This window comes from Mesorhizobium sp. M7A.F.Ca.US.007.01.2.1 (assembly GCF_003998165.1).
Taxonomy (GTDB): Bacteria; Pseudomonadota; Alphaproteobacteria; order Rhizobiales; family Rhizobiaceae; genus Mesorhizobium; species Mesorhizobium ciceri.
Window position 1 is genome coordinate 1 of the sequence record NZ_RZQP01000106.1, and the last position, 20,617, is coordinate 20,617.

General features: G+C 62.3%; 24 protein-coding genes and 2 pseudogenes. 13 read left to right on the top strand and 13 right to left on the bottom strand.

Annotated features, from left to right (window positions below):
* A pseudogene (locus EN949_RS19445) lies at window positions 1-235 on the top strand (CCA tRNA nucleotidyltransferase); the annotation flags it as partial.
* A 1-nt stretch (window position 236) separates the two neighbouring features.
* On the opposite strand, the gene EN949_RS19450 reads toward EN949_RS19445, so the two are convergent.
* The 3 genes from EN949_RS19450 to hemF all read right to left on the bottom strand — a co-directional run bounded on the left by EN949_RS19450 (window position 237) and on the right by hemF (window position 2,142).
* Entirely contained in the window at window positions 237-422 is a 186-nt protein-coding gene (locus tag EN949_RS19450) for a DUF1059 domain-containing protein (RefSeq protein ID WP_013529972.1), read from the bottom strand.
* A gap of 233 nt (window positions 423-655) precedes the next feature.
* On the bottom strand, window positions 656-916 hold the full coding sequence (locus EN949_RS19455) for a DUF1344 domain-containing protein (protein WP_013529973.1): 261 nt from the start codon (window positions 914-916) through the stop codon (window positions 656-658).
* Between the two features lie 311 nt (window positions 917-1,227).
* Window positions 1,228-2,142, bottom strand: a complete 915-nt coding sequence (gene hemF / locus EN949_RS19460) for an oxygen-dependent coproporphyrinogen oxidase (protein ID WP_127365780.1) — start codon at window positions 2,140-2,142, stop codon at window positions 1,228-1,230.
* 114 nt (window positions 2,143-2,256) lie between these two features.
* On the opposite strand from hemF, the gene EN949_RS19465 reads away from it, so the two are divergent.
* A complete protein-coding gene (locus EN949_RS19465) occupies window positions 2,257-2,514 on the top strand; it encodes a hypothetical protein (protein WP_013529975.1) in 258 nt (85 codons plus the stop codon).
* Between the two features lie 102 nt (window positions 2,515-2,616).
* Here EN949_RS19465 and soxR read toward each other — a convergent pair whose 3' ends face one another.
* Window positions 2,617-3,090, bottom strand: a complete 474-nt coding sequence (gene soxR, locus EN949_RS19470; protein ID WP_013529976.1) for a redox-sensitive transcriptional activator SoxR — start codon at window positions 3,088-3,090, stop codon at window positions 2,617-2,619.
* A gap of 132 nt (window positions 3,091-3,222) precedes the next feature.
* Window positions 3,223-3,681 carry a tRNA (cytidine(34)-2'-O)-methyltransferase gene (locus EN949_RS19475; protein ID WP_127365779.1) on the bottom strand — a complete coding sequence of 153 codons (459 nt, stop codon included), beginning with the start codon at window positions 3,679-3,681 and terminating at the stop codon, window positions 3,223-3,225.
* A 443-nt stretch (window positions 3,682-4,124) separates the two neighbouring features.
* Between EN949_RS19475 and EN949_RS19480 the strand changes: the two genes are divergently transcribed.
* From EN949_RS19480 to EN949_RS19500, 5 genes are read left to right on the top strand one after another with little or no spacing between them, the layout of a single operon-like run.
* Entirely contained in the window at window positions 4,125-4,520 is a 396-nt protein-coding gene (locus EN949_RS19480; RefSeq protein ID WP_127365778.1) for a hypothetical protein, read from the top strand.
* Between the two features lie 29 nt (window positions 4,521-4,549).
* Window positions 4,550-6,436: an ABC transporter ATP-binding protein gene (locus EN949_RS19485; protein ID WP_013529979.1), complete on the top strand. Its 1,887-nt coding sequence runs from the start codon at window positions 4,550-4,552 to the stop codon at window positions 6,434-6,436.
* A 10-nt stretch (window positions 6,437-6,446) separates the two neighbouring features.
* Window positions 6,447-8,330: an ABC transporter ATP-binding protein gene (locus EN949_RS19490; RefSeq protein WP_127365777.1), complete on the top strand. Its 1,884-nt coding sequence runs from the start codon at window positions 6,447-6,449 to the stop codon at window positions 8,328-8,330.
* A 4-nt stretch (window positions 8,331-8,334) separates the two neighbouring features.
* Window positions 8,335-8,814, top strand: a complete 480-nt coding sequence (locus tag EN949_RS19495) for a GNAT family N-acetyltransferase (protein WP_127365776.1) — start codon at window positions 8,335-8,337, stop codon at window positions 8,812-8,814.
* Between the two features lies 1 nt (window position 8,815).
* Entirely contained in the window at window positions 8,816-9,127 is a 312-nt protein-coding gene (locus EN949_RS19500; protein ID WP_127365775.1) for a DUF6665 family protein, read from the top strand.
* A gap of 3 nt (window positions 9,128-9,130) precedes the next feature.
* Here EN949_RS19500 and EN949_RS19505 read toward each other — a convergent pair whose 3' ends face one another.
* Window positions 9,131-9,475, bottom strand: coding sequence for a cupin domain-containing protein (locus EN949_RS19505; protein WP_013529983.1), 345 nt, complete (start codon window positions 9,473-9,475; stop codon window positions 9,131-9,133).
* A gap of 314 nt (window positions 9,476-9,789) precedes the next feature.
* On the opposite strand from EN949_RS19505, the gene petA reads away from it, so the two are divergent.
* The 6 genes from petA (at window position 9,790) to EN949_RS19535 (ending at window position 15,269) form a co-directional block, all read left to right on the top strand.
* Window positions 9,790-10,350 (top strand): ubiquinol-cytochrome c reductase iron-sulfur subunit, encoded by a 561-nt coding sequence (petA, locus tag EN949_RS19510; RefSeq protein WP_013529984.1) that lies wholly within the window; start codon window positions 9,790-9,792, stop codon window positions 10,348-10,350.
* Window positions 10,351-10,367: 17 nt separating this feature from the next.
* Window positions 10,368-11,669, top strand: a complete 1,302-nt coding sequence (locus EN949_RS19515) for a cytochrome b N-terminal domain-containing protein (RefSeq protein WP_013529985.1) — start codon at window positions 10,368-10,370, stop codon at window positions 11,667-11,669.
* A gap of 27 nt (window positions 11,670-11,696) precedes the next feature.
* Window positions 11,697-12,569: a cytochrome c1 gene (locus EN949_RS19520; protein ID WP_013529986.1), complete on the top strand. Its 873-nt coding sequence runs from the start codon at window positions 11,697-11,699 to the stop codon at window positions 12,567-12,569.
* Window positions 12,570-12,696: 127 nt separating this feature from the next.
* Window positions 12,697-13,392 carry a phosphatase PAP2 family protein gene (locus tag EN949_RS19525; RefSeq protein ID WP_013529987.1) on the top strand — a complete coding sequence of 232 codons (696 nt, stop codon included), beginning with the start codon at window positions 12,697-12,699 and terminating at the stop codon, window positions 13,390-13,392.
* A 176-nt stretch (window positions 13,393-13,568) separates the two neighbouring features.
* Entirely contained in the window at window positions 13,569-14,714 is a 1,146-nt protein-coding gene (locus EN949_RS19530) for an alpha-hydroxy acid oxidase (protein ID WP_063170322.1), read from the top strand.
* Between the two features lie 9 nt (window positions 14,715-14,723).
* A complete protein-coding gene (locus EN949_RS19535) occupies window positions 14,724-15,269 on the top strand; it encodes an adenine phosphoribosyltransferase (protein WP_013529989.1) in 546 nt (181 codons plus the stop codon).
* Window positions 15,270-15,434: 165 nt separating this feature from the next.
* Here EN949_RS19535 and EN949_RS19540 read toward each other — a convergent pair whose 3' ends face one another.
* From EN949_RS19540 to EN949_RS19570, 7 genes and pseudogenes are all read right to left on the bottom strand, one after another.
* Window positions 15,435-15,905, bottom strand: a complete 471-nt coding sequence (locus EN949_RS19540; protein ID WP_063168842.1) for a MaoC family dehydratase — start codon at window positions 15,903-15,905, stop codon at window positions 15,435-15,437.
* A complete protein-coding gene (locus EN949_RS19545) occupies window positions 15,902-16,378 on the bottom strand; it encodes a MaoC family dehydratase (RefSeq protein WP_013529991.1) in 477 nt (158 codons plus the stop codon). The genes EN949_RS19540 and EN949_RS19545 overlap by 4 nt, the downstream gene beginning before the upstream one ends.
* A 123-nt stretch (window positions 16,379-16,501) precedes the next feature.
* Window positions 16,502-17,476, bottom strand: coding sequence for a magnesium/cobalt transporter CorA (gene corA, locus EN949_RS19550; protein ID WP_023809832.1), 975 nt, complete (start codon window positions 17,474-17,476; stop codon window positions 16,502-16,504).
* Window positions 17,477-17,664: 188 nt separating this feature from the next.
* A complete protein-coding gene (locus tag EN949_RS19555; protein WP_272482876.1) occupies window positions 17,665-18,336 on the bottom strand; it encodes an HAD family phosphatase in 672 nt (223 codons plus the stop codon).
* 66 nt (window positions 18,337-18,402) lie between these two features.
* Window positions 18,403-19,506, bottom strand: a complete 1,104-nt coding sequence (ychF, locus tag EN949_RS19560; RefSeq protein ID WP_024505635.1) for a redox-regulated ATPase YchF — start codon at window positions 19,504-19,506, stop codon at window positions 18,403-18,405.
* Between the two features lie 89 nt (window positions 19,507-19,595).
* On the bottom strand, window positions 19,596-20,321 hold the full coding sequence (pth, locus tag EN949_RS19565; protein WP_027162157.1) for an aminoacyl-tRNA hydrolase: 726 nt from the start codon (window positions 20,319-20,321) through the stop codon (window positions 19,596-19,598).
* A 23-nt stretch (window positions 20,322-20,344) separates the two neighbouring features.
* Window positions 20,345-20,617: pseudogene (locus EN949_RS19570) on the bottom strand (50S ribosomal protein L25); the annotation flags it as partial.

Sequence of the window (20,617 nt, forward strand, 5' to 3'; positions counted from 1 at the left end):
CAATGAGGCGCTGCTCGAAGCCGGTGGCTTTTCGCGCCTGCTTGGCTTCGCCACCAAATGGGAAAAGCCGTTGTTTCCGCTGAAAGGTGCCGATCTGACGGCGCTCGGCGCAACTCCAGGCCCGAAACTCGGCGAAATCCTGAGGAATCTCGAAGCGGAATGGGTCGAAGCCGGGTTTGCCCCTGATCGCGACGCGCTCCTCAAGCGCGCCGCCGAAGCCTTGCAGGCCGGGTAGATCAGGCCGCGTCGCGGGTCTTTTCGATGCGCGAACGGATCGCCTCGATCATCGTCTCGCGGATGACCGTCTCGCCATGTGTCTCGCGCATGTGCTCGACGGCACGGCGCATGACCTCGGCTTCCTCATCGGCACGTGTGTGCCAGTCACAGCCGGGCACGAGCGACCCGCAGTGAAATTCCTTCATGAGATTTCTCCTTTTCCTCCGTGGAGCCTGGTCGAGGCTCCGGCACTTTTTTTGGCTCATGTCCGGTTCCAGGGTTGAAACCGCGGACCGCGAACGGGTGAGAAGCATAACACAGATGGGGTGGTATTGGTTGCCGTCAACGGCAAAAGGGCGGAGCAGCATCGCTCCGCCCTCTAAACACTACCCCGAAACAGGGCCAGACATCGTCTCGTCCCGTTTTGGCGGGCAGGCCTTCACTTGGCGATCTTGACAGCCTCGGCAATCTTTTTCTTGCCGCTCATGTCCCATGAGACACGGACCTTTTCACCGACCTGCAGGCCAGGATCCTTGAAGGTCTTGGGAAGCGTAAAAGACGATCCATCGTCGAGGACCAGGCTCATGGCCGTCGTGTCAAAGGTCTTGATCGTCCCGGTGGTGTGCTTGACGGCGGCGAACGCCACCGAACCGGAAGCGAGAAGGGCAGCGGCGGCCGCCGAAACAATGATCTTGCGCATTGCGAAGTACTCCTGGAAAGGCGGGTATCTTTTTGACGAAGATGTCCCGCGTCGTCTTGGGCCGTCCGGTCGCGTCGGGTCGCGGCTCGCTTTGTCTTGACGCAATTCCGGTCGGAAAGCCGTTTCGCACTTTCCTGAAATTGCGCGCAGGCGAACCGCCGGCGCTTCCCGACCCCGCGCCACAAATAGACCAGTCTTTTCAAGAACCTATTAGACGAAAAAGAAATTTTTCGCGGCACCGTGTGCCACATTCCATGCCCATTTCGAGCGAATGGGACATCAATGCGGCTCACGTCGGGCTCACCATTTTGTTACGGCCAGCGGACCTCGGGCGGCAGGCTGGAGAGGATGGCGGCGACATTGCCGCCGGTCTTCAGTCCGAATATGGTGCCGCGATCGTGAAGCAGATTGAATTCGACGTAGCGGCCGCGGCGGATGAGCTGTTCGTCACGGTCGCCATCAGTCCAGTTCTCGTTGAAGTTGGCGCGCACAAGGTGGCCGTAGACGACGAGAAAAGCGCGGCCGACATCCTGGACGAAGTTGAAATCGGCATTCCAGCCGCCCTTGTCCTCACCCGAATGCAGCCAGTCGAAGAAGATGCCACCGGTGCCGCGCGGCTCGTTGCGGTGCGACAGATAGAAGTACTCGTCGCACCAGGCCTTGAATTTTGGGTAATCGGCCACCGCGACATTCTTCTCGCAAGCGAATTGCATGGCGCGGTGGAAGGCGACCGTGTCGGGGTCGTCCTGGGTGCGGCGGCGATCGAGCACCGGTGTCAGATCGGCACCGCCGCCGAACCATTGGCTGGATGTGACCACCATGCGCGTGTTCATGTGCACGGCCGGAACGTTGGGATTCCATGGGTGCGCGATCAGCGAAATGCCGGATGCCCAGAAGCGCGGGTCTTCCTCTGCACCGGGCATCTGCTTCCTGAATTCGGGTGAGAACTCGCCATGGACGGTCGATGTGTGGACGCCGACCTTTTCGAAGACGCGACCGTGCATCATCGACATGGTGCCGCCGCCGCCGCGCCCCTCGTCACGTTCCCATGGCGTCTTTTCGAAGTGGCCGGGCGACCACGAGGCCAGCGGCCCGCCAAGATCCTGCTCGATCTGCTCGAAGGTGGCGCAGATGCGTTCGCGCAGCGCCTCGAACCAGAGGCGCGCCTTCATCTTCTTCTGTTCGATGTCGGCGGGCAGGCCCGCCGGTATTTCTGGTCGTTCCAAATGCCGTCTCCGGTTGGGGCGGCGAGTCCCACAAATGACTCGTCTTTTGCCGGCGCGATCCCTAATCTCTTAGGGGACAGGGTCAAGTGTCATTACGGTGCAAGGAGTTGTTTCGTGCGCACCCCGGCAAGACCGCCGCTGGATGGCCTAAAGAAAAGGCTCGACCAAAGCCGTGCCGAGCGCGTGCGTATGCCGCGCGACGGTTTCCTGCGCGAGACCTTCGTGCTGCCACGCTCCGATGCCCGGCTCAAGGCCAAGGAATGGTTCGAGCGCTTTCCCAAGCAGGCCTACTGGACCGAGATCGAAAGCTGGTTCGAGCGGCCGGGCGACCTGATCGAGTTCACCATCAGGCGGTTGCCTGCGGCCGACTAGGATTTCGTCGTCCCGTTTACGGGGAGAGGGTGCCGGCAGGCAGGTGAGGGGCTGCGCGAACCTCTCAATGCTGGCGCCGCCCCTCATCCGCCTTCACTGCGTTCAGGCACCTTCTCCCCGTGAACGGGGAGAAGGAAGAGCGACCAGCCTCCTTGCCCCCGTTCCCTCGCGTGCCAGCCGGTCACCCTTGTTGCGCAGCGGGCATTTGTCGATCGACATGCAGCCGCAGCCGATGCAGTCGGTCAGCCCGTCGCGAAGTTTCTTCAACTGGGCGATCTTGTGATCGAGCCCGTCGCGCCAGGCGGTCGACAAAAGGTTCCAGTCGTCGCGCGTCGGCGTGCGGCTTTCGGGCAGTGATTCAAGTGCGGCACCGATTTCGGCCAGCGAGATGCCGACCTCCTGTGCAACCTTGATGATCGCCACGCGCCGCAGCACGTCGCGGCCGTAGCGGCGCTGGTTGCCCGACGTGCGGTGGCTGCGGATCAAGCCGCGGGCCTCGTAGAAATGCAGCGCCGACACCGCCACCCCGCTGCGCATGGCCACCTGGCCAACCGTTAATTCCGTTACAGGCGCCATGTCTGATTTTCCGTCCCGATTTTTCTGCTTGACCTCAAGTTAAGTTGAGCTTGTAGCGAAGAAACCCTGGATGTGCAAACGAAGGAGAAGGCGATGTGCGCCTGGGTCGAGATGTCGGGAGACGGAGTGCCGTTATCCGAGTTGCCGGATGGCTTCGCCCACCACCATGGCGACGGAGAGCGCCACGTTGATGCTGCGCGCCGTACCCTGCATGGGGATGGTCAGGCGCGCATTCGCCGCCTGATGGACAGGATCCGGCACGCCTGCGGATTCGCGGCCGAACAGGAGGACGTCACCGTCCGCGAAGCTGAAGCTGGTGTAGGCCGTCGTGGCTTTGGTCGACAGCAGCACCAGCCGGTGCGAACCAGCCTTGCGCCATTCCTCGAAGGCGTGCCAGTCGACATGCCGGGTCAGGGCAGCCATTTCGAGGTAGTCCATGCCGGCTCGCTTGAGCGCCTTGTCGGAGAGCGGAAATCCGGCCGGTTCGATGATGTCGACACCAAGTCCGAGGCACGCGGCGAAGCGCAGGATTGTTCCGGTGTTGCCGGCAATGTCAGGCTGGTAGAGCGCGATGCGGAGACGACGGTTCATTTCCGCGTCCTTCTAATAAGTGGCGGATCGGCCACAGCGGCTTGGCGGTTTTGGAAATTGCTGGACCTGCGGGTGGCCATTTTCTGCGAAGTCGGGTATACAACCAGCATTGTCAACCCGAACCGATGGAGGGGTAATTCATGATGACCATGCACATCCAGCGCCCCTCTCGTGGGCTTACCTGCCTGCCGGCGGTTTCGGTACGACGATTCTCCTGACTCTCTAAGACTTGATCGCACCGATTCCCGCCGAAACGATTTTTCGGCTCTCGAAGGAATCCTGCGATGTTTTTCAAAAAGTCAAAAGGGCTGAACGCCCCAACTGAAGCTGTCCGGACCGACACTCGTCATGTCCGGACCGATGCAATGCGTGCCTCCGGGCGAATGCCGGCGGACGATATTGCTTCGCCTTTTTATCTCGATTTTCACACGGAGGACGGACCGATGTTCGATCCCTACAGAATACCGGGCTCGAGGAGCCTGCATATCCACCGACTGCCGACCTGGGCGCTGCTGATCGGCGACACCTATTCGTCGGCGGTTCACGCCGAGGTTCGCCGCCGGCCGCATCGCGGCATGCTGCCGGATGTCGATTTTTCGCGCGCGGTTCCCGATCCCGGGCGGCCGTCGCTGGTGCGCCGGATCATCCGGCTGATCCGGCCTGGCGCTAAAAACCGGGCTGGCGGCATCGTGTCGTCAGGATCGTCTGGCGCAGCTGTCGGCGAAAAGCCCGCGAGCCCCTATATTGCGCGAAGCATTGCCGACGGTCCGGGTGATTCCGGAACGTCGGCACTCGACGCCATGGGTTCCGGGGACTTCGTACGCTCACGTGCCGCGTAAGCGGCAAACACATTTCACAGGCATGACCTATGTTGTTGTTTAGCTGGTTTGAAAAAAGGCTCGATCCGTTCCCCGCGGCGGAACCGGTCGAGCCGCCCAAGACGCTGGTTGCCTTCTGCGTGCATTATACGCGCGGCGCCTGGCCCTATATCCTTTTCGACGCAGTGCTGGTGACGGCCATCGCGATCGCGGAAGTGTGGATGTTCGGCTTCCTCGGCCGCATCGTCGACTGGCTGTCGGGGCAGAATCGCGAAACCTTCCTGCAGACGGAAGCCTGGAAGCTTGCCGGCATGGCCTTCATCGTGCTGTTCGCACTGCCGGGCACGGTATGGCTGCATTCGCTCCTCAACCAGCAAACGCTGATGGGCAACTATCCCATGCGCATCCGCTGGCAGGTGCACCGCTATCTGCTCAAGCAGTCGATGAGTTTCTACCAGGACGAGTTCGCCGGCCGCATCGCGACCAAGCTGATGCAGACGGCTCTCGCCGTGCGCGAATGCGTCATCAAGGTGATCGACGTCCTGAATTACGTTATCGTCTACTTCCTCGGCATGCTGCTCATCGTCGGCTCGGCCGACTGGCGGCTGGCCGCGCCGCTCGGCGTCTGGCTGGTCGGCTATATCCTTTTGCTGCGGTTTTTCATTCCCCGGCTGGGCAAGGTCGGCGAGGAACAGGCCAATGCGCGCTCGATCATGACGGGCCGGGTCGTCGACAGCTACTCAAACATCCAGACGGTCAAGCTGTTCAGCCATGCACGCCGCGAAGCGTCATTCGCCAAAGACGGTATGTCCGGCTTTCTCGAAACGGTCTACCGGTCGATGCGCCTGGTGACAGTGCTTTTCGGCTCGCTCTACATACTGAACGCGCTGCTCTTGTTCTCGGTGACCGCGATGGCGCTGTGGCTGTGGCTGGGGCAAGCAGTGACGATCGGCGCGGTCGCCGTGGTCATCGGCCTTGTGCTCAGGTTGTGGGGCATGTCGCAATGGATCATGTGGGAAATGTCGGGCCTGTTCGAGAACATCGGCACGGTGCAGGACGGTATCGCCTCGATCTCGCTGCCGCGCCTTGTCGAGGACCGGCCGGACGCGAAGGAGATCAGCGTCTCCAGGGGTGAGATCCGCTTCGAGGACATCCGCTTCCACTACGGCAAGCAGAAGGGTGTGATCGAGGGCCTGTCGCTGGCGGTGAAGCCGGGCGAGAAGGTCGGCATCGTCGGCCGTTCCGGCGCCGGCAAGTCGACGCTGGTCAACCTGTTGCTGCGCTTCTACGACCTCGAAGCCGGGCAGATATTGGTCGATGGCCAGGAAATCGCCGCTGTGAAGCAGGATTCGCTTCGTGCGCAGATCGGCATGGTCACGCAGGACACCTCGCTGCTGCATCGTTCGGTGCGCGAGAACATCCTTTATGGCCGGCCCGATGCAACCGACGAGATGCTTGTCGAGGCGGCGCGGCGCGCCGAGGCGCTGGACTTCATATCGGGGCTTTCGGATGCCAGCGGCCGCAAGGGCTTCGACGCCCATGTCGGTGACCGCGGCGTCAAATTGTCCGGTGGCCAGCGGCAACGCGTCGCCATTGCTCGCGTTATGTTGAAGGACGCACCTATACTTATCCTTGACGAAGCGACCTCGGCGCTTGATTCCGAAGCCGAGGCGGCGATCCAGGAGAATCTCTACAAGCTCATGCAAGGCAAGACCGTCATCGCCATCGCGCACCGGCTGTCGACCATCGCGGCGATGGACAGGCTGGTGGTGATGGACAAGGGCCGTGTCATCGAGGAAGGTTCGCACGAAGAACTCGTCGCCAAGGGCGGGCTCTACGCGCAGCTCTGGCAGCGCCAGTCGGGCGGGTTCCTGCTTGAGGACGGTCCCGCCGACGCCGCCAACGACGCACTTGCAAAGAGGCAAGCCGCAGAATGATGGCCGCCGCATGATGACAGCCGTCTATCGCTGGTTCGAGAACTGGGTCTATCCGTTCAGGGAGCCGGCGAATCTTCGGCCACCGATCAGTGTCGGCGGCTTTCTCTGGCACTATGTCGGCCAGGCGAAGTTCGCCTTCTTCGCCATGCTGGTCATCGGCGGCATCGCGCCGCTGGTCGAGGCCGGCCTGTTCTACTTCGTCGGGCGGCTGGTCGATATTCTCGACCAGCTTCCCGCCGAGCGCAGCTGGCACGCACTGTGGGCCGCCGCCGGCCCTGAACTGGTTTTCATGGCCGTGGTGGTGCTGGTCATCCGCACCGTCGTCGTCGGCTTGTCGGCGCTGGTCGACGAACAGACGATCACGCCGGGCTTCTACAATCTGGTGCGCTGGCAGGCGCACCGGCATGTCTCGCGCCAGTCCTACGCCTTTTTCCAGAACGATTTCGCCGGCCGCATCGCGACGAAGGTCTGGCAGGCGGGCCAGGCGACCGGCGACTTGATGGAAAGCTTCATCGAGGTCGTCTGGTTTATGATCGTCTACACGGTGACGACGCTGGCGCTGGTCGCAGGCCTCGATCTCAGGCTGGCGGTTCTGGTGGTGATCTGGATTTCCGCCTTCGGCTGGCTGGCCAAGCTCTATTTGCCGGCAATCCGCAAGCATGCCGAGGAAACAGCCGAGGCCGGCTCGATGATCACCGGCCGCATCGTCGATTCCTATTCCAACGTGCAGACGCTGAAACTGTTCTCGGCCGATGGCGACGACCGCTACATCAGGAACGGTTTCGACATCTATCTCGACGCATTGCGCCCGTTCACCCGCCGGCTGACCGGCGTGCGCATGGCGCTGACCACGCTGTCAGGCATCATGATCACGGCGATCGGCTGCTTTGCCGTCTATCTCTGGGTCGAGGGCTCGATCACCGTCGGCGCGGTCGCCTTCACCCTGTCGCTGGTGCTGCGCCTCAACATGCTGCTTGGCCGGCTGATGATGCAGCTCAACAGTATCTTGCGAAACCTCGGCGTGCTGGAGAACTCCAAGGCGCTGATTTCGCAGCCGCTCGGCCTCACCGATGCGCCCGACGCCAAGGAACTCGTCGTTGCGGGTGGCCGTATCGCGGTGAAGAACGTCGAGTTCCACTACGGCAAAGGTTTCGGCGTGCTGAACGGCATCGACCTTGTCGTCAGGCCAGGCGAGAAGGTAGGGCTGGTCGGACCGTCCGGCGCCGGCAAGACGACCCTCGCCAATCTGATCCTGCGCCTCTACGATCTCGAGAGCGGGTCGATCACCATCGATGGCCAGGATGTCGCCAAAGTTACGCAGAATTCGCTGCGCGCCAACATCGGCGTCGTCAGCCAGGACACGGCGCTGTTCCACCGTTCGCTGCGCGACAACATCAAGCTCGGCATGCCTGACGCGACCGATGCGGAGGTGATCGCGGCGGCGAAAAAGGCCGAGGCGCACGAGTTCATCCTGACCTTGCGCGACAACAGGGACCGCGCCGGCTACGAGGCGTTTGTCGGCGAGCGCGGCGTCAAACTGTCGGGAGGCCAGCGCCAGCGCGTGGCGATCGCCCGCGTCTTCCTCAAGGATGCGCCGATCCTGATTCTCGATGAGGCGACCTCGGCACTCGATTCCGACATCGAGGCGGCGATCCAGGAGAATCTGACGCGGCTGATGGAAAACAAGACGGTCATCGCCATCGCCCACCGGCTGTCGACGATCGCAGCACTCGATCGTCTGGTGGTGATCGACGGCGGCCGCATTGTCGAGCAAGGCACGCATGACCAATTGGTGGCGCTCGACGGGCTCTATGCGCGGCTGTGGAAGCGGCAGTCCGGCGGTTTTCTCTATCACGAGGACAGCGTGCTCGAAGAGACGCGCCCGGCGGAGTAGCTCCATGGGTGGATCGACAGGCGCCATCCCAGAGGTCGGCTACGTGCTCAAGCGGCTTCGGCCGACCATGCCGGCCTTCGACACGCTGAAGGAAGAGAGCCGGCTGGAAGGCTACTGGATGCTGGTACGCCTTGCGGATGGCTGGGCAAGTGGCCGCAACAAGTTCCTGAAACGGGGGGAGGCGCTGTACGGAGCATGGTATGGAAGGGAACTCGCCGGCGTGTGCGGGTTGAACATCGATCCCTATTTCGAGGACAGGGGCCACGGCCGGGTCCGGCACCTGTTCGTCAGCGCGCGCCACCGTCGCGCCGGCCTTGGCCGGATGCTGGTCGAAACCGTTGTCGACAGGGCACGTCACCATTTCGCCATGCTGAACACCCGCGCGCCGCAAGAAGCCTTCCGTTTCTATGAACGGCTTGGCTTTCAGCGCGTGGCGGGCGAAGAGTTCGTCACACACCGCATGGTTTTCGGGAAAGGAGGCTGAAATGTGCTTGCGTCCGCCATCTCATCTTGCCGGCGCCTCGGCCGCCGAAGCCGCCTTCGACGCGCTCGGCCATGAAATATTGGCGGAAAAGGCGGCAGCACTCGGCCGCGCCGGCCAGCGGGTAGAGGAAACGCTGGCCAGGCTGCGCGACAATGCCGACGAGCAACTGCGCCCCCTTCTGCTCAAGGATGCCGCCGAGGCGGTGCATGGCTATTTCATCCAGCGCGAGCTGTGCGGCTTGCGCAAGCACGATGCCGTCATTCGTGAATACAACATCCCGAAAGCGGTGCTGGCCAGGCTCGGCGCGAAATAGGGATCACTCCAGCCATTCGGTGATGAAGCTGCCATTCTCGTGGATGTCGGTCGTTTCCAGCGGGCCTGGGCCGAGATTGGTGAATTTGTGCGGCGTATTGGGTGGCACGATCAGGATCTGGCCGGCGGATGCCTCGATTTCCTGGTCGCCGACAGTGAACAGGCCGGTGCCCTGGCGGATGATGAAGATCTCCGCGTAGGGATGTGTGTGCAGGCGCGGGCCGCCGCCGACATCAGGCAGATAGTTGAAGATCAGGCAGGAGTTGGAGCCGTAGGCGCCACATTGCAACTCGCCCTTCCAATGGTCCGAGCGAACGGCCCAGGTGTCGCGGTCTATGACGTGTGCCATGATGACAAGGATAGACCCGGCTGGGGCCTTGTGTCGAGCCGAACAAGGGCGTCGGATTTGCGGTTGTTTCCCGGTTGTTTAGTGATGGTTGGCGGCTATCCGGCGTCGTGTTGACCGGCGGCGGATTTTGTCCCCGCGACAATCTGCCCTTGTGCCTTCACCCGTCTGGACAAAAACGGGCTTCACGCATAAACCGAAGTCCAAATGCCGGAGGAATTCGCAAGCCTGTTCGCCATGCGCTGTCGGGTTGGCGTAATTGAGCGGGGAACAAGGCTCAACCACCGGCACGGAAGAGGCGAAAGGATCAGGCACCCGTGAGCGCAACCGACACCCAGGATCCCAACCGTCGTGATTTTCTCTACGTCGCCACCGGCATGGCCGCAGTGGTCGGCGCGGGTGCTTTCGCGTGGCCGTTCATCGACCAGATGCGCCCTGACGCCTCGACGCTGGCGCTCGCCTCGGTCGAAGTCGACGTCGCCTCGCTGACGCCGGGTATGTCGCTGATCGTCAAATGGCGCGGCAAGCCGGTCGTGGTCCGCAACCGCACCGAACAGGAAATGAAGGACGGCGAGGCGGTCAAGCTGGCCGATCTCAAGGATCCGATCGCCCGCAACGCCAATCTCCCGGCCGACGCACCGGCGACCGACGCCAATCGCACCACGCCCGGCAAGGAAGCCTGGATGGTGATGGTTCAGGTCTGCACGCATCTCGGCTGCATTCCGCTTGGCCAGGAAGGCGATTTCGGCGGCTGGTTCTGCCCTTGCCACGGTTCGCAATACGACACCGCCGGCCGCATCCGCAAAGGCCCGGCGCCGGAGAACATGGCGGTTCCGGTATTCAAGTTCATTTCCGATACCAAGATCCTTATCGGTTGAGGCAGGGGGATATTTCGATGAGCGAGGGACACTCGACCTATACGCCCAAAACCGGTCTCGGACGCTGGTTCGACGCCCGCATGCCGCTGCCGCGGCTGGTCTATGACAGCTTCGTTGCCTATCCGGTGCCGCGCAACCTCAACTATGCATGGACCTTTGGCGGCATCCTGTCGATCATGCTGGTGGCGCAGATCCTGACCGGCATCGTGCTGGCCATGCATTACACGGCCGACACCAATCTGGCCTTCGGCTCGGTCGAGAAGATCATGCGCGACGTGAATTCGGGCTGGCTGCTGCGCTACATGCATTCGAACGGCGCCTCGTTCTTCTTCGTCGCCGTCTACATCCACATCTTCCGTGGCCTCTATTACGGCTCCTACAAGGCGCCGCGCGAACTGCTGTGGATCCTCGGCTGCATCATCTATCTCCTGATGATGGCGACCGGCTTCATGGGCTACGTGCTGCCATGGGGCCAGATGAGCTTCTGGGGCGCCACCGTCATCACCGGCTTCTTCAGCGCCATTCCGCTGGTCGGCGACTGGATCCAGCAGCTGCTGCTCGGCGGCTTTGCCGTCGACAACCCGACGCTGAACCGTTTCTTTGCGCTGCACTATCTGTTGCCGTTCATGATCGCCGGCGTTGTCGTGCTGCACATCTGGGCGCTGCATGTCGTCGGCCAGTCGAACCCGACGGGCATCGAGGTCAAGTCGAAGACCGACACCGTGGCCTTCACCCCCTACGCGACCATCAAGGACGCGTTCGGCATGATCGTGTTCCTGTTCTTCTTCGCCTATTTCGTCTTCTACCTGCCGAACTATCTCGGCCATCCCGACAACTACATCGTCGCCAACCCGCTGAAGACGCCGGCCCACATCGTGCCCGAATGGTACTTCCTGCCGTTCTACGCGATCCTGCGCGCCATCACCTTCAATGTCGGGCCGATCAACTCCAAGCTCGGCGGCGTGCTATGCATGTTCGGCGCCATCGTCATGTTGTTCCTGGTGCCGTGGCTCGACACTTCGAAGGTGCGCTCGGCTGTTTACCGGCCCTGGTACAAGCTGTTCTTCTGGCTGTTCGTGGCCGATGCCATCCTGCTTGGCTGGCTGGGCTCGCAGCCGGCGGAAGGCAGCTATGTGTTCATGGCGCAGATGGCGACATTGTTCTACTTCGCCTTCTTCCTGATCGCGCTGCCGGTGCTCGGCCTGATTGAGACGCCGCGACGGCTGCCGAACTCGATCACCGAGGCGGTGCTCGAGAAGAACAAGGGCGGCAGCGGACATCCGGCGGGCGCTACGGCGGCTCCGGAAACCAAAGGCTGAGCGGTAGAGAATCTAAGGGGATTTGGCATGAAAAAGATTCTCACCTCGCTGGCGCTGATCGGCCTTGTGGCCGTCGCCGCTGGGGCCGCGGGCACTCGGGCGATCGCCGCCGAAGAGGCACACAATGTGGCCAATCCGACGCATTTCCCGATCGACGAGCCGAAGGAAATGGACTGGAGTTTCACCGGCCCATTCGGCACCTATGACAAGGCGCAGCTGCAGCGCGGCCTCAAGGTCTACAAGGAAGTCTGCTCGGCCTGCCATTCGATGAACCTGGTGGCGTTCCGCACGCTGTCGGACCTCGGCTATTCCGATGCGCAGATCAAGACGCTGTCGGCCGAGTACACCATCCACGACGGTCCCAACGATGCCGGCGACATGTTCGACCGTCCGGGCAAGCCGTCCGACCACTTCCCGCCGCCCTTCGCCAATGAGGAAGCCGCCGCTGCCTCCAATGGCGGTGCTGCTCCGCCAGACATGTCCCTGCTGGCCAAGGCTCGCGGTGTCGAACGCGGTTTTCCGCAGTTCGTCTTCGATATCTTTACCCAGTACGACGCGGGCGGCCCCGACTATATCCACTCGCTGCTGACCGGCTACGACCAGACACCGCCGGCCGGCATGGTCATCCCGGAAGGCACCCACTACAATCCGTACTTCATGTCCGGCGTGTCGCTGAAGATGCCCAAGCCGCTCTCCGATGGTCAGGTGACCTATGATGACGGTGCGCCGCAGACCATCGACCAGTATTCCCGCGACGTCTCCGCCTTCCTGGCATGGGCGGCCGAGCCGCATATGGAAGACCGCAAGAAGACCGGTTTTCGCGTTCTGGTGTTCCTGCTTTTGTTCGGCGCGCTGGTCTATCTCACCAAGCGCAAGGTGTGGGAAGGCGTGGCGCATTAAGCCACACGATCAAGTGATCACGAAGGGCGCCGAGAGGCGCCCTTTTGCATTTCCAGAAGCCGGCCATGTCACATGGCCGTCACCGCATCCGGCGATCCTGTGCTGCTCTCATCAAAGGATCGCACCCATGAAAAGATACGCATCGCTCGCGGCAGGCCTGTTGCTGCTCATCGTCGGCTCGGCCGCGCAAGCGGAAGACGCCCAGCCTTTCGTCACCAACAAGGATGTCGACCTGACGATGATCCTGCCGCCGCCGCCGGCAAACGATTCGGCGCAGACCAAGGCCGAACTCGGCGAGGTGCTGATGCTGCAGGTGACACGCACGCCCGAGATGGTAGCCAGCGCCGTCGCCGATGCCGACGAGAATGTCTGGCGCTTCGCCAACGTCATGGGGCCGAAATTCAACAAGGAAACGCTGCCCAAATTCAGCGCCTTCTTCGACCGCGTCGTGGCCACCGAAGGCGCCGTCGTCGATCCGGCCAAGGATATCTGGAAGCGCCCGCGTCCGCACCAGCTCAGCGACCTCGTCAAGCCGGCGGTCAAGCTGTCGAGTTCGGGTTCCTGGCCGTCCGGCCACGCCACCGTCGGCACCATGATGGGCATCATCCTGTCCGATATGGTTCCGGAAAAGCGCGCCGAGATCATGGCGCGTGCGGCCGAATACGCCCACAACCGCGAGGTCGGCGGCATCCACTATGCGTCCGACGTCGAGATGGGCAGGATTTCCGGCAGCGTCATCGCCGCGGTCCTGCTCAACCGGGACGACTTCAAGGCCGAGTATGAAGTGGCCAGGGCCGAGCTTCGTTCGGATCTCGGCATGTAATCTTTGTCAATCGGATTAGACCAGAAAGGGGCGCTTCGGCGTCCCTTTTTTTGCTCATGGCCATGTCCGGAGGGCAGCTCGAAAAATAGTCCGTTGGCACGCCGACAACAGGTTGATATTCGATGCATCGAACGGTGGCGAGAAACTTGTCCCGCCATGGCCTTTGGAATTCGATGATGCGGCTCAGCGACTGTCACAACTTTTCCGATTACCGCCGCATGGCGCAGCAGCGGCTGCCGGGGCCGATCTTTAACTACATCGACGGCGCGGCCGACGACGAGGTCACCTATCGCCGCAACACCGAAAGCTTCGAGACCTGCGATCTGGTTCCCAACGTGCTGCGCGGGGTGAGCGAGGTCGACATGTCGGTGACGGTCATGGGCCAGAAGCTGGCGATGCCGTTCTATTGCTCGCCGACCGCCTTGCAGCGCCTGTTCCATCACCAGGGCGAGCGCGCGGTCGCCAAGGCCGCCGCCAAATACGGCACGATGTTCGGCGTGTCGTCGCTGGGCACCGTCAGCCTCGAGGAGGCGCGCAGCATCAGCAGCGGCCCGCAGGTCTACCAGTTCTATTTCCACCGGGATCGCGGTCTTAACCGGGCGATGATGCAGCGGGCAAAGGCGGTCGGGGTCGAGGTGATGATGCTGACCGTCGACAGCATCACCGGGGGAAACCGCGAGCGCGACAAACGAACCGGCTTTGCCATTCCCTTCAAGCTCAACCTTACCGGAATGGCGCAGTTCGCGCTCAAGCCGGCCTGGGCGATCAACTATTTCATCCATGAGGACTTCAAGCTGCCGCAGCTCGACGAGCATGTCGACATGGGCGGCGGCACGATGTCGATCAGCCGTTACTTTACCGAGATGCTCGATCCGTCGATGACATGGGACGACGTCGCCGAGATGGTCAAGCTCTGGTCGGGTCCGTTCTGCCTCAAGGGCGTCATGTCGGTGGAGGATGCCAAACGCGCTGTCGACATCGGCTGCAGCGGCATCGTGCTGTCGAACCATGGCGGGCGGCAGCTGGATGGCTCACGGGCGGCGTTCGACCAGCTTGCCGAGATCGTCGATGCCGTTGGCGACAGGATCGACGTCATCATGGATGGCGGCGTGCAGCGCGGCACACACGTGCTGAAAGCGCTGTCGCTCGGCGCCAAGGCCGTCGGCGTCGGACGCTACTATCTGTTTCCGCTCGCGGCGGCCGGCCAGCCCGGCGTGGAACGGGCGCTCGAACAGATGCGGGTCGAGATCGAACGCGGCATGAGGCTGATGGGCTGCAGCTCGATCGAACAATTGTCGCGCAACAATCTCCGTTTCAGGTAATCTCGACCCATGAAATCCTCGCTCGAAGACACGCTGCTTGCCGCGATCCGCACCATTCCGGACTATCCCAAGCCCGGCATCCTGTTTCGCGACATCACCACGCTGCTTGGCAATGCGCGCGCCTTCCGCCGCGCCATCGACGAACTGGTGCATCCCTATGCCGGCCAGAAGATCGACAAGATCGCCGGCATCGAGGCGCGCGGCTTTATCCTTGGCGGCGCCGTCGCCCATCAGCTCTCGGCCGGTTTCGTGCCGATCCGCAAGAAGGGCAAGCTGCCCTACGAGACGGTGCGCGTCGCCTACAGCCTGGAATACGGGCTGGACGAAATGGAGATGCACAAGGACGGTGTTGCTCCGGGCGAGAAAGTGATCCTGGTCGACGATCTGATCGCCACCGGCGGCACGGCTGAAGCGGCGGTCAAGCTGCTGCGCCAGATAGGTGCCGACATCCTCGCCGCCTGTTTCGTCATCGACCTGCCGGACCTCGGCGGCCGTGCCAAGCTGGAGGCGCTCGGCGTGCCGGTGCGGACGCTGATTGGGTTCGAGGGGCATTGAGGGGCAGTTCTTCCTTCTCCCCTTGTGGGAGAAGGTGGATCGGCGCGCAGCGCCGAGACGGTTGAGGGGTGGGTGACGGAGTGCCGTCGGCGCCAAGCTGGAGCACCCCTCATCCGACCGAGCTTCGCTCGGCCACCTTCTCCCACAGGGGGAGAAGGAAGAAACCTACTCCACCTTCACCAGCACGGCGCTCTCGAACTCCAGCACCTTGGCGCCGGTCGAATCGAAAGCTTCCGAACGCAGCGCCAGCAGCCGCCAGCCGGGGCGTGAGGCAATCGGGCGGTGCGACAGCGCGGTGCGCGTGAAGGTGATGGTTTGCCCGGCATAGACCGGCTTCAGCCATTTCAGGTTCTTGAAGCCAGGCGAGGGGCCGAATTCCGGCACCGGACCGGGGCCGCTCCACGCAGCGATCTCGGCGTCCATGCGGTTTTCGAGATTGAGTTTCATCCAGGTGGCGGCGGTGTGCCAGCCGGATGCGCAGAGCCCGCCGAGCACGCTTTTCTTCGCGGCCTCCTCGTCGGTATGGAAGATCTGCGGGTCGTATTTGCGGGCGAAGGCCTTGATCGCCTCGGGCTCGAATGTGTGCGAGCCGAGCGTCACCGTGGTGCCGATACGAAAGAACTCGTCCAGTGTCATGCTTGGCTCCCCGCGGCATCGCGCGTGAGGAACATGGCGGAGTTCTCGAGCTCGAAGACGCTTTCGCCGCGCTGGTTGAACAGTTCGCTGCGCATTGTAACGAAGCCGAGTTGCGGCTTCGATTTGGACAGGCGCTTGGCAACGACCACCAGGGTGCCGGTCAGTTGATCGCCGGCCAGGACCGGCTTCTTCCATTTGACCTGATCGACGCCGGGCGCGCCCTGGCAGGTCGAGTCCAACAGGAAGGCATCGCACAGCATGCGCATGAACATGGCGCAGGTGTGCCAGCCCGACGCCGCCAGCCCACCGAGGATGCTGGCCTTGCCGGCTTCCTCGTCGAGATGCATCGGCTGCGGGTCGAATTCTCCGGCGAATTCGACGATCTCGGCGGCACTCACGAGCTTCGAGCCGAGGTCGATCGATGCACCCTCGATGAAGTCCTCATAGGCCCATGTTTTTATCTCTGCGGTCATGGTCTGGAATCCGGCTTGTCGACCCACGATCCTCAGGATCGGGGTTTCCGGATGCAGGCCGGCGTTCATTTGGTCAAGCGATTTCTACTGCGCCAGCCTGTGGCAGCCGATCGACAGGCCCACTCAGAGCCAGCCGCGGCGGCGGAAATACCAGAAGGGCAGGATCGCCGACAGCACCATCATGGCGATGGCGAAGGGATAGCCAAGTTCCCATTTCAACTCGGGGATGACGTCGAAATTCATGCCGTAGATCGAGGCGACCAAAGTCGGCGGCAGGAAGATGACGGCGGCGACCGAAAAGATCTTGATGATGGCGTTCTGCTCGATCGAGATCATGCCGAGCGTCGCGTCGAGCAGGAAGGAGATCTTCTGCGACAGGAAGGTGGCGTGGTCGGCGAGTGACAGCACGTCGCGAGACAGCGTCTTGATGCGCGCCTTGGTGTCCTTGCTCATCTTGGTGCGGGTCGAGGCATGGGCGAAAAAGCCCGCCAGGCGCTGCAGCGAGATCAGGCTGTCGCGGATCGAAGACGCGATGTCCTCCTTGCGGCCGATGGCTTTCAACAATTCCTGGAAGTCGCGATTGCGCTTGGAAACCTTGGTCGATCGCGCCTCGAAGATATCGCGCGAGATCGCCTCGATGTCACGGCCGGCACGCTCCAGAATGTCGGCGAGACGGTCGACGATCGCCTCCAGCAAGCCGATCAGGATGGTGTCGCCGCTGGTGCAGCCGGTCGCCACCTTCTCGGCGCGCTGCGGAAAGGTCTTGAAGGCCTTCGGCTCATGGTAGCGCACAGTGATCAACCTTGTGCCGGCGAGCACGAAGGTGACCGGCGACATCAAGGGATCGTCGACCTCGGTCTGCGCGGGCAGGGTTGCGGTCATGAAGTAGGCGCCGTCCTCGACATAGAGGCGGCTCGAAATCTCGATCTCCTCCATCTCCTCGCGCGTCGGAATGGCAACGCCGAGCCAGCTCTCGATCGTCGCTTCCTCTTCCTTTGTCGGGTTGAACAGGTCCGCCCAGACGATGGTCTCGCTGTTTGCCAGGAGATCGTCGACGACGCGCAGGCGATCATTGTCCACGACGAAGGCCTTGATCATCGCCTGATTCCCTTGCTGGGGCCAAAGGGTGCGTTCGGATTGACGCGTCGTGTTGGATTGCACGGTTCCTGGCGCCAGCGCCGACCGTGCGTCTGCCGCTTAGACCTGTGACGTGACAAAATCAAGACAAGCCCGAATCGGGCCGGGGGACGGCCCTCGCGGCTCGGAAGCCGCGTCAGCGGATCGATCTAAAGACTGGCTAGAGTGACCTCCAAGTCCTCGTATGCGCCGACGAGGGCATCCGCGCCATGTCGCAACAGAGCATCGCCATGAGTGCCGGTGCAATGACTGCCAGCGGTAAATCCGATCACGCGCATACCTGCTGCCTTGCCCGCCAGGACGCCATTCACGCTGTCCTCGACCACGATGCACTCCTTTGCATGAACACCGATCGTGTCCGCCGCATGCAAGAACAGGTCTGGTTCCGGCTTTCCATTGACGACCATGTCCGATGAAAAAATATTAGGATCGAAAAGGTCGACAAGGCCCGTGTGTTCGAGTTTCCAACGCAATCGGGCCAGCGGCGTGCTTGACGCCACACATCTCCATGCGGCGAGCCGGCCAATCACATTCCCTGCATCGGGTAAGGCCGCCAGATTCTTACGCAAGCGTTCGTTGGTGTGGTCGGCAAGCTGTTCAAAAAAGAGCGGAGAGAGCGGCTTGGCTCGCTCTTGGCCGATCGCTTCGAGCTTCGCCTGCCACATAGCGGGAGACAATCCCATGAAGGCTTGCGTATAGGCGCTTGGTTCGAACGTGATGCCGGCCGCCGCCAGATATTCAAGCTCGGTTGCCTGGTATATCTCCTCGCTGTTCACGAGGACGCCGTCACAATCAAATATTATCAGCTTTATAGGCGACACTTTGGGCCTGATATCTGGTGGTCGGCTCAGCCGGCCCGCGGACAGTCTCGAAGGACTTCCATCAAATCACGTGTTGAACTTGAACAGCAGGATGTCGCCGTCCTGGACGACATATTCCTTGCCTTCGTCGCGGGCCTTGCCGGCTTCCTTGGCCGCCACTTCGCCGCCCAGTGTGACGAAGTCATTGTAGGCGATGGTCTGGGCGCGGATGAAGCCGCGCTCGAAATCGGTGTGGATGACGCCGGCGGCCTGGGGGGCCTTGTCGCCCTTATGGATGGTCCAGGCGCGCGTCTCCTTCGGCCCGACGGTGAAGTAGGTGATGAGGTGCAACAGATCGTAGCCGGCGCGGATGACCTTGTTGAGGCCGGGCTCGTCGAGGCCGAGCGAGGACAGGAATTCCATCTCTTCCTCATCGGAGAGCTGTGCGACCTCGGCTTCGATGGCGGCCGAGATCACCACGGTGCCGGCGCCCTGGGCGGTCGCCATCTTTTCCACGGCCCTGGTGTGCTCGTTGCCGGTGGCTGCGTCGGCCTCGGCGACGTTGCAGACATAGAGCACGGGATGCGAGGTCAGAAGGTTCAGGCCCTGCAGGATGCGCAAATCTTCGGCCGAAATATCCTTGAGCAGGATGCGGGTCGGCTTGCCGGCCTGCAGCAGTTCTAGCGCTGCCTCCATCATCGGCAGCACTGACGTCGCTTCCTTGTCCTTGCTGCCGGCGCGCTTGCGGAATTGCACGATGCGGCGCTCGAGGCTGTCGAGGTCGGCGAGCATCAGCTCGGTTTCGACCGTCTCGGCATCGGCCACCGGGTCGATGCGGCCCTCGACATGGGTAATGTCGTCATCCTCGAAGCAGCGCAGCACATGCACGATGGCGTCGACCTCGCGGATGTTGGCGAGGAACTGGTTGCCCAGCCCTTCGCCCTTCGAGGCGCCGCGCACCAGACCGGCAATGTCGACGAAGGAGATGCGGGTCGGGATGATCTCCTTTGACTTGCCAATCGCCGCGATCTTCTGCAGGCGCGGATCGGGCACCGCGACCTCGCCGGTATTCGGTTCGATGGTGCAGAACGGATAGTTGGCGGCCTGCGCCGCAGCCGTTCTGGTCAACGCGTTGAAAAGCGTCGACTTGCCGACGTTGGGCAAGCCAACGATGCCGCATTTGAAACCCATTTTGTCCGGTCCTATCGGGAAATAGAAATTTGATCAGGGCTATGGGCGATAGGGGTGATCAACGTCAAGCCCTTCGGTTCCCTTGATGCTCAGTCCTTGCCGCCGAACAGCTTCTTCAGCATGGCGGCCATCGGACCGCTTTCCGGCAGCTTGGCCAGGGGCTGTTGGGGCCGTGCTTGGCGGACGTGACTTTGCTGCTTCTGCGCCGGCTGCTTAGGTGCCGATTTTTCGGGCTCCGGCCCGGCCTTGCCCTGGACGGCGAGACTGGCTTTGTTCATGAAGCCGGATTCGTCGCCTTTGGCGATCATGGCGGCGTTGTCGGCGATCGCGTCGAGCAGCGGGTCAAGCCATTCGCGGTCCGCCTTGTCGAAATCGCCGAGCACATGGTGCTGGACCATTTCCTTGACGCCTGGATGGCCGACGCCGATGCGTACGCGGCGATAGGCGTTGCCGACATGGCCATCGATCGAACGGATGCCGTTATGGCCGCCGGCGCCGCCGCCGGTCTTTATGCGCAGCTTGCCTTCGGCAAGATCGATCTCGTCATAGAAGACGGTGAGCGCGGAAAGCTCGAGCTTGTAGAAGCGCAGCGCTTCGCCGACCGACTGGCCGGACAGGTTCATGAAGGTCTGCGGCTTGATCAGGACGACTTTTTCGCCGCCGAGCGAGCCCTCGGCGATCAGGCCCTGAAATTTCTTCGACCAGGGCGAAAAGGAATGGCGGCGGGCGATTGCGTCCGCCGCCATGAAACCGACATTGTGCCGATTGCCGGCGTATTTCGCGCCCGGATTGCCGAGACCTGCAAACAGCAGCATCGCCTGCTCCGGGCGTGAAAGAGTTACTTCTCTTCGGCGGCAGGAGCCGCTTCAGGTGCAGCCGCTTCAGCCGTCTCTTCCGTCTCCGGCTTCATCGCCGACGAACCGGCAATGGTCGCGATGGTGAAGTCGCGGTCGGAGATCACAGGCTTGACCCCAGCCGGCAGCTTGACCGCCGAGATGTGGATCGAATCGCCAATGTTGGCGCCGGTGAGATCGACGGTGATGAATTCCGGGATCGCATTGGCCGGGCAGTGGAACTCGACTTCGTGACGCACGATGTTGAGCATGCCGCC

Bases quoted from the DNA above. Each gene is read 5' to 3' on its own strand.
- EN949_RS19485 (WP_013529979.1), top strand. From the start codon at position 4,550: ATGTTGTTGTTTAGCTGGTTTGAAAAAAGGCTCGATCCGTTCCCCGCG.
- EN949_RS19495 (WP_127365776.1), top strand. From the start codon at position 8,335: ATGGGTGGATCGACAGGCGCCATCCCAGAGGTCGGCTACGTGCTCAAG.
- EN949_RS19490 (WP_127365777.1), top strand. From the start codon at position 6,447: ATGATGACAGCCGTCTATCGCTGGTTCGAGAACTGGGTCTATCCGTTC.
- EN949_RS19505 (WP_013529983.1), bottom strand. From the start codon at position 9,475: ATGGCACACGTCATAGACCGCGACACCTGGGCCGTTCGCTCGGACCAT.
- EN949_RS19540 (WP_063168842.1), bottom strand. From the start codon at position 15,905: ATGACACTGGACGAGTTCTTTCGTATCGGCACCACGGTGACGCTCGGC.
- EN949_RS19475 (WP_127365779.1), bottom strand. From the start codon at position 3,681: ATGAACCGTCGTCTCCGCATCGCGCTCTACCAGCCTGACATTGCCGGC.
- EN949_RS19500 (WP_127365775.1), top strand. From the start codon at position 8,816: ATGTGCTTGCGTCCGCCATCTCATCTTGCCGGCGCCTCGGCCGCCGAA.
- EN949_RS19515 (WP_013529985.1), top strand. From the start codon at position 10,368: ATGAGCGAGGGACACTCGACCTATACGCCCAAAACCGGTCTCGGACGC.
- soxR (WP_013529976.1), bottom strand. From the start codon at position 3,090: ATGGCGCCTGTAACGGAATTAACGGTTGGCCAGGTGGCCATGCGCAGC.
- EN949_RS19530 (WP_063170322.1), top strand. From the start codon at position 13,569: ATGCGGCTCAGCGACTGTCACAACTTTTCCGATTACCGCCGCATGGCG.
- pth (WP_027162157.1), bottom strand. From the start codon at position 20,321: ATGCTGCTGTTTGCAGGTCTCGGCAATCCGGGCGCGAAATACGCCGGC.
- EN949_RS19535 (WP_013529989.1), top strand. From the start codon at position 14,724: ATGAAATCCTCGCTCGAAGACACGCTGCTTGCCGCGATCCGCACCATT.
- ychF (WP_024505635.1), bottom strand. From the start codon at position 19,506: ATGGGTTTCAAATGCGGCATCGTTGGCTTGCCCAACGTCGGCAAGTCG.
- EN949_RS19545 (WP_013529991.1), bottom strand. From the start codon at position 16,378: ATGACCGCAGAGATAAAAACATGGGCCTATGAGGACTTCATCGAGGGT.
- EN949_RS19520 (WP_013529986.1), top strand. From the start codon at position 11,697: ATGAAAAAGATTCTCACCTCGCTGGCGCTGATCGGCCTTGTGGCCGTC.
- EN949_RS19525 (WP_013529987.1), top strand. From the start codon at position 12,697: ATGAAAAGATACGCATCGCTCGCGGCAGGCCTGTTGCTGCTCATCGTC.
- corA (WP_023809832.1), bottom strand. From the start codon at position 17,476: ATGATCAAGGCCTTCGTCGTGGACAATGATCGCCTGCGCGTCGTCGAC.
- EN949_RS19455 (WP_013529973.1), bottom strand. From the start codon at position 916: ATGCGCAAGATCATTGTTTCGGCGGCCGCCGCTGCCCTTCTCGCTTCC.
- EN949_RS19450 (WP_013529972.1), bottom strand. From the start codon at position 422: ATGAAGGAATTTCACTGCGGGTCGCTCGTGCCCGGCTGTGACTGGCAC.
- EN949_RS19480 (WP_127365778.1), top strand. From the start codon at position 4,125: ATGTTCGATCCCTACAGAATACCGGGCTCGAGGAGCCTGCATATCCAC.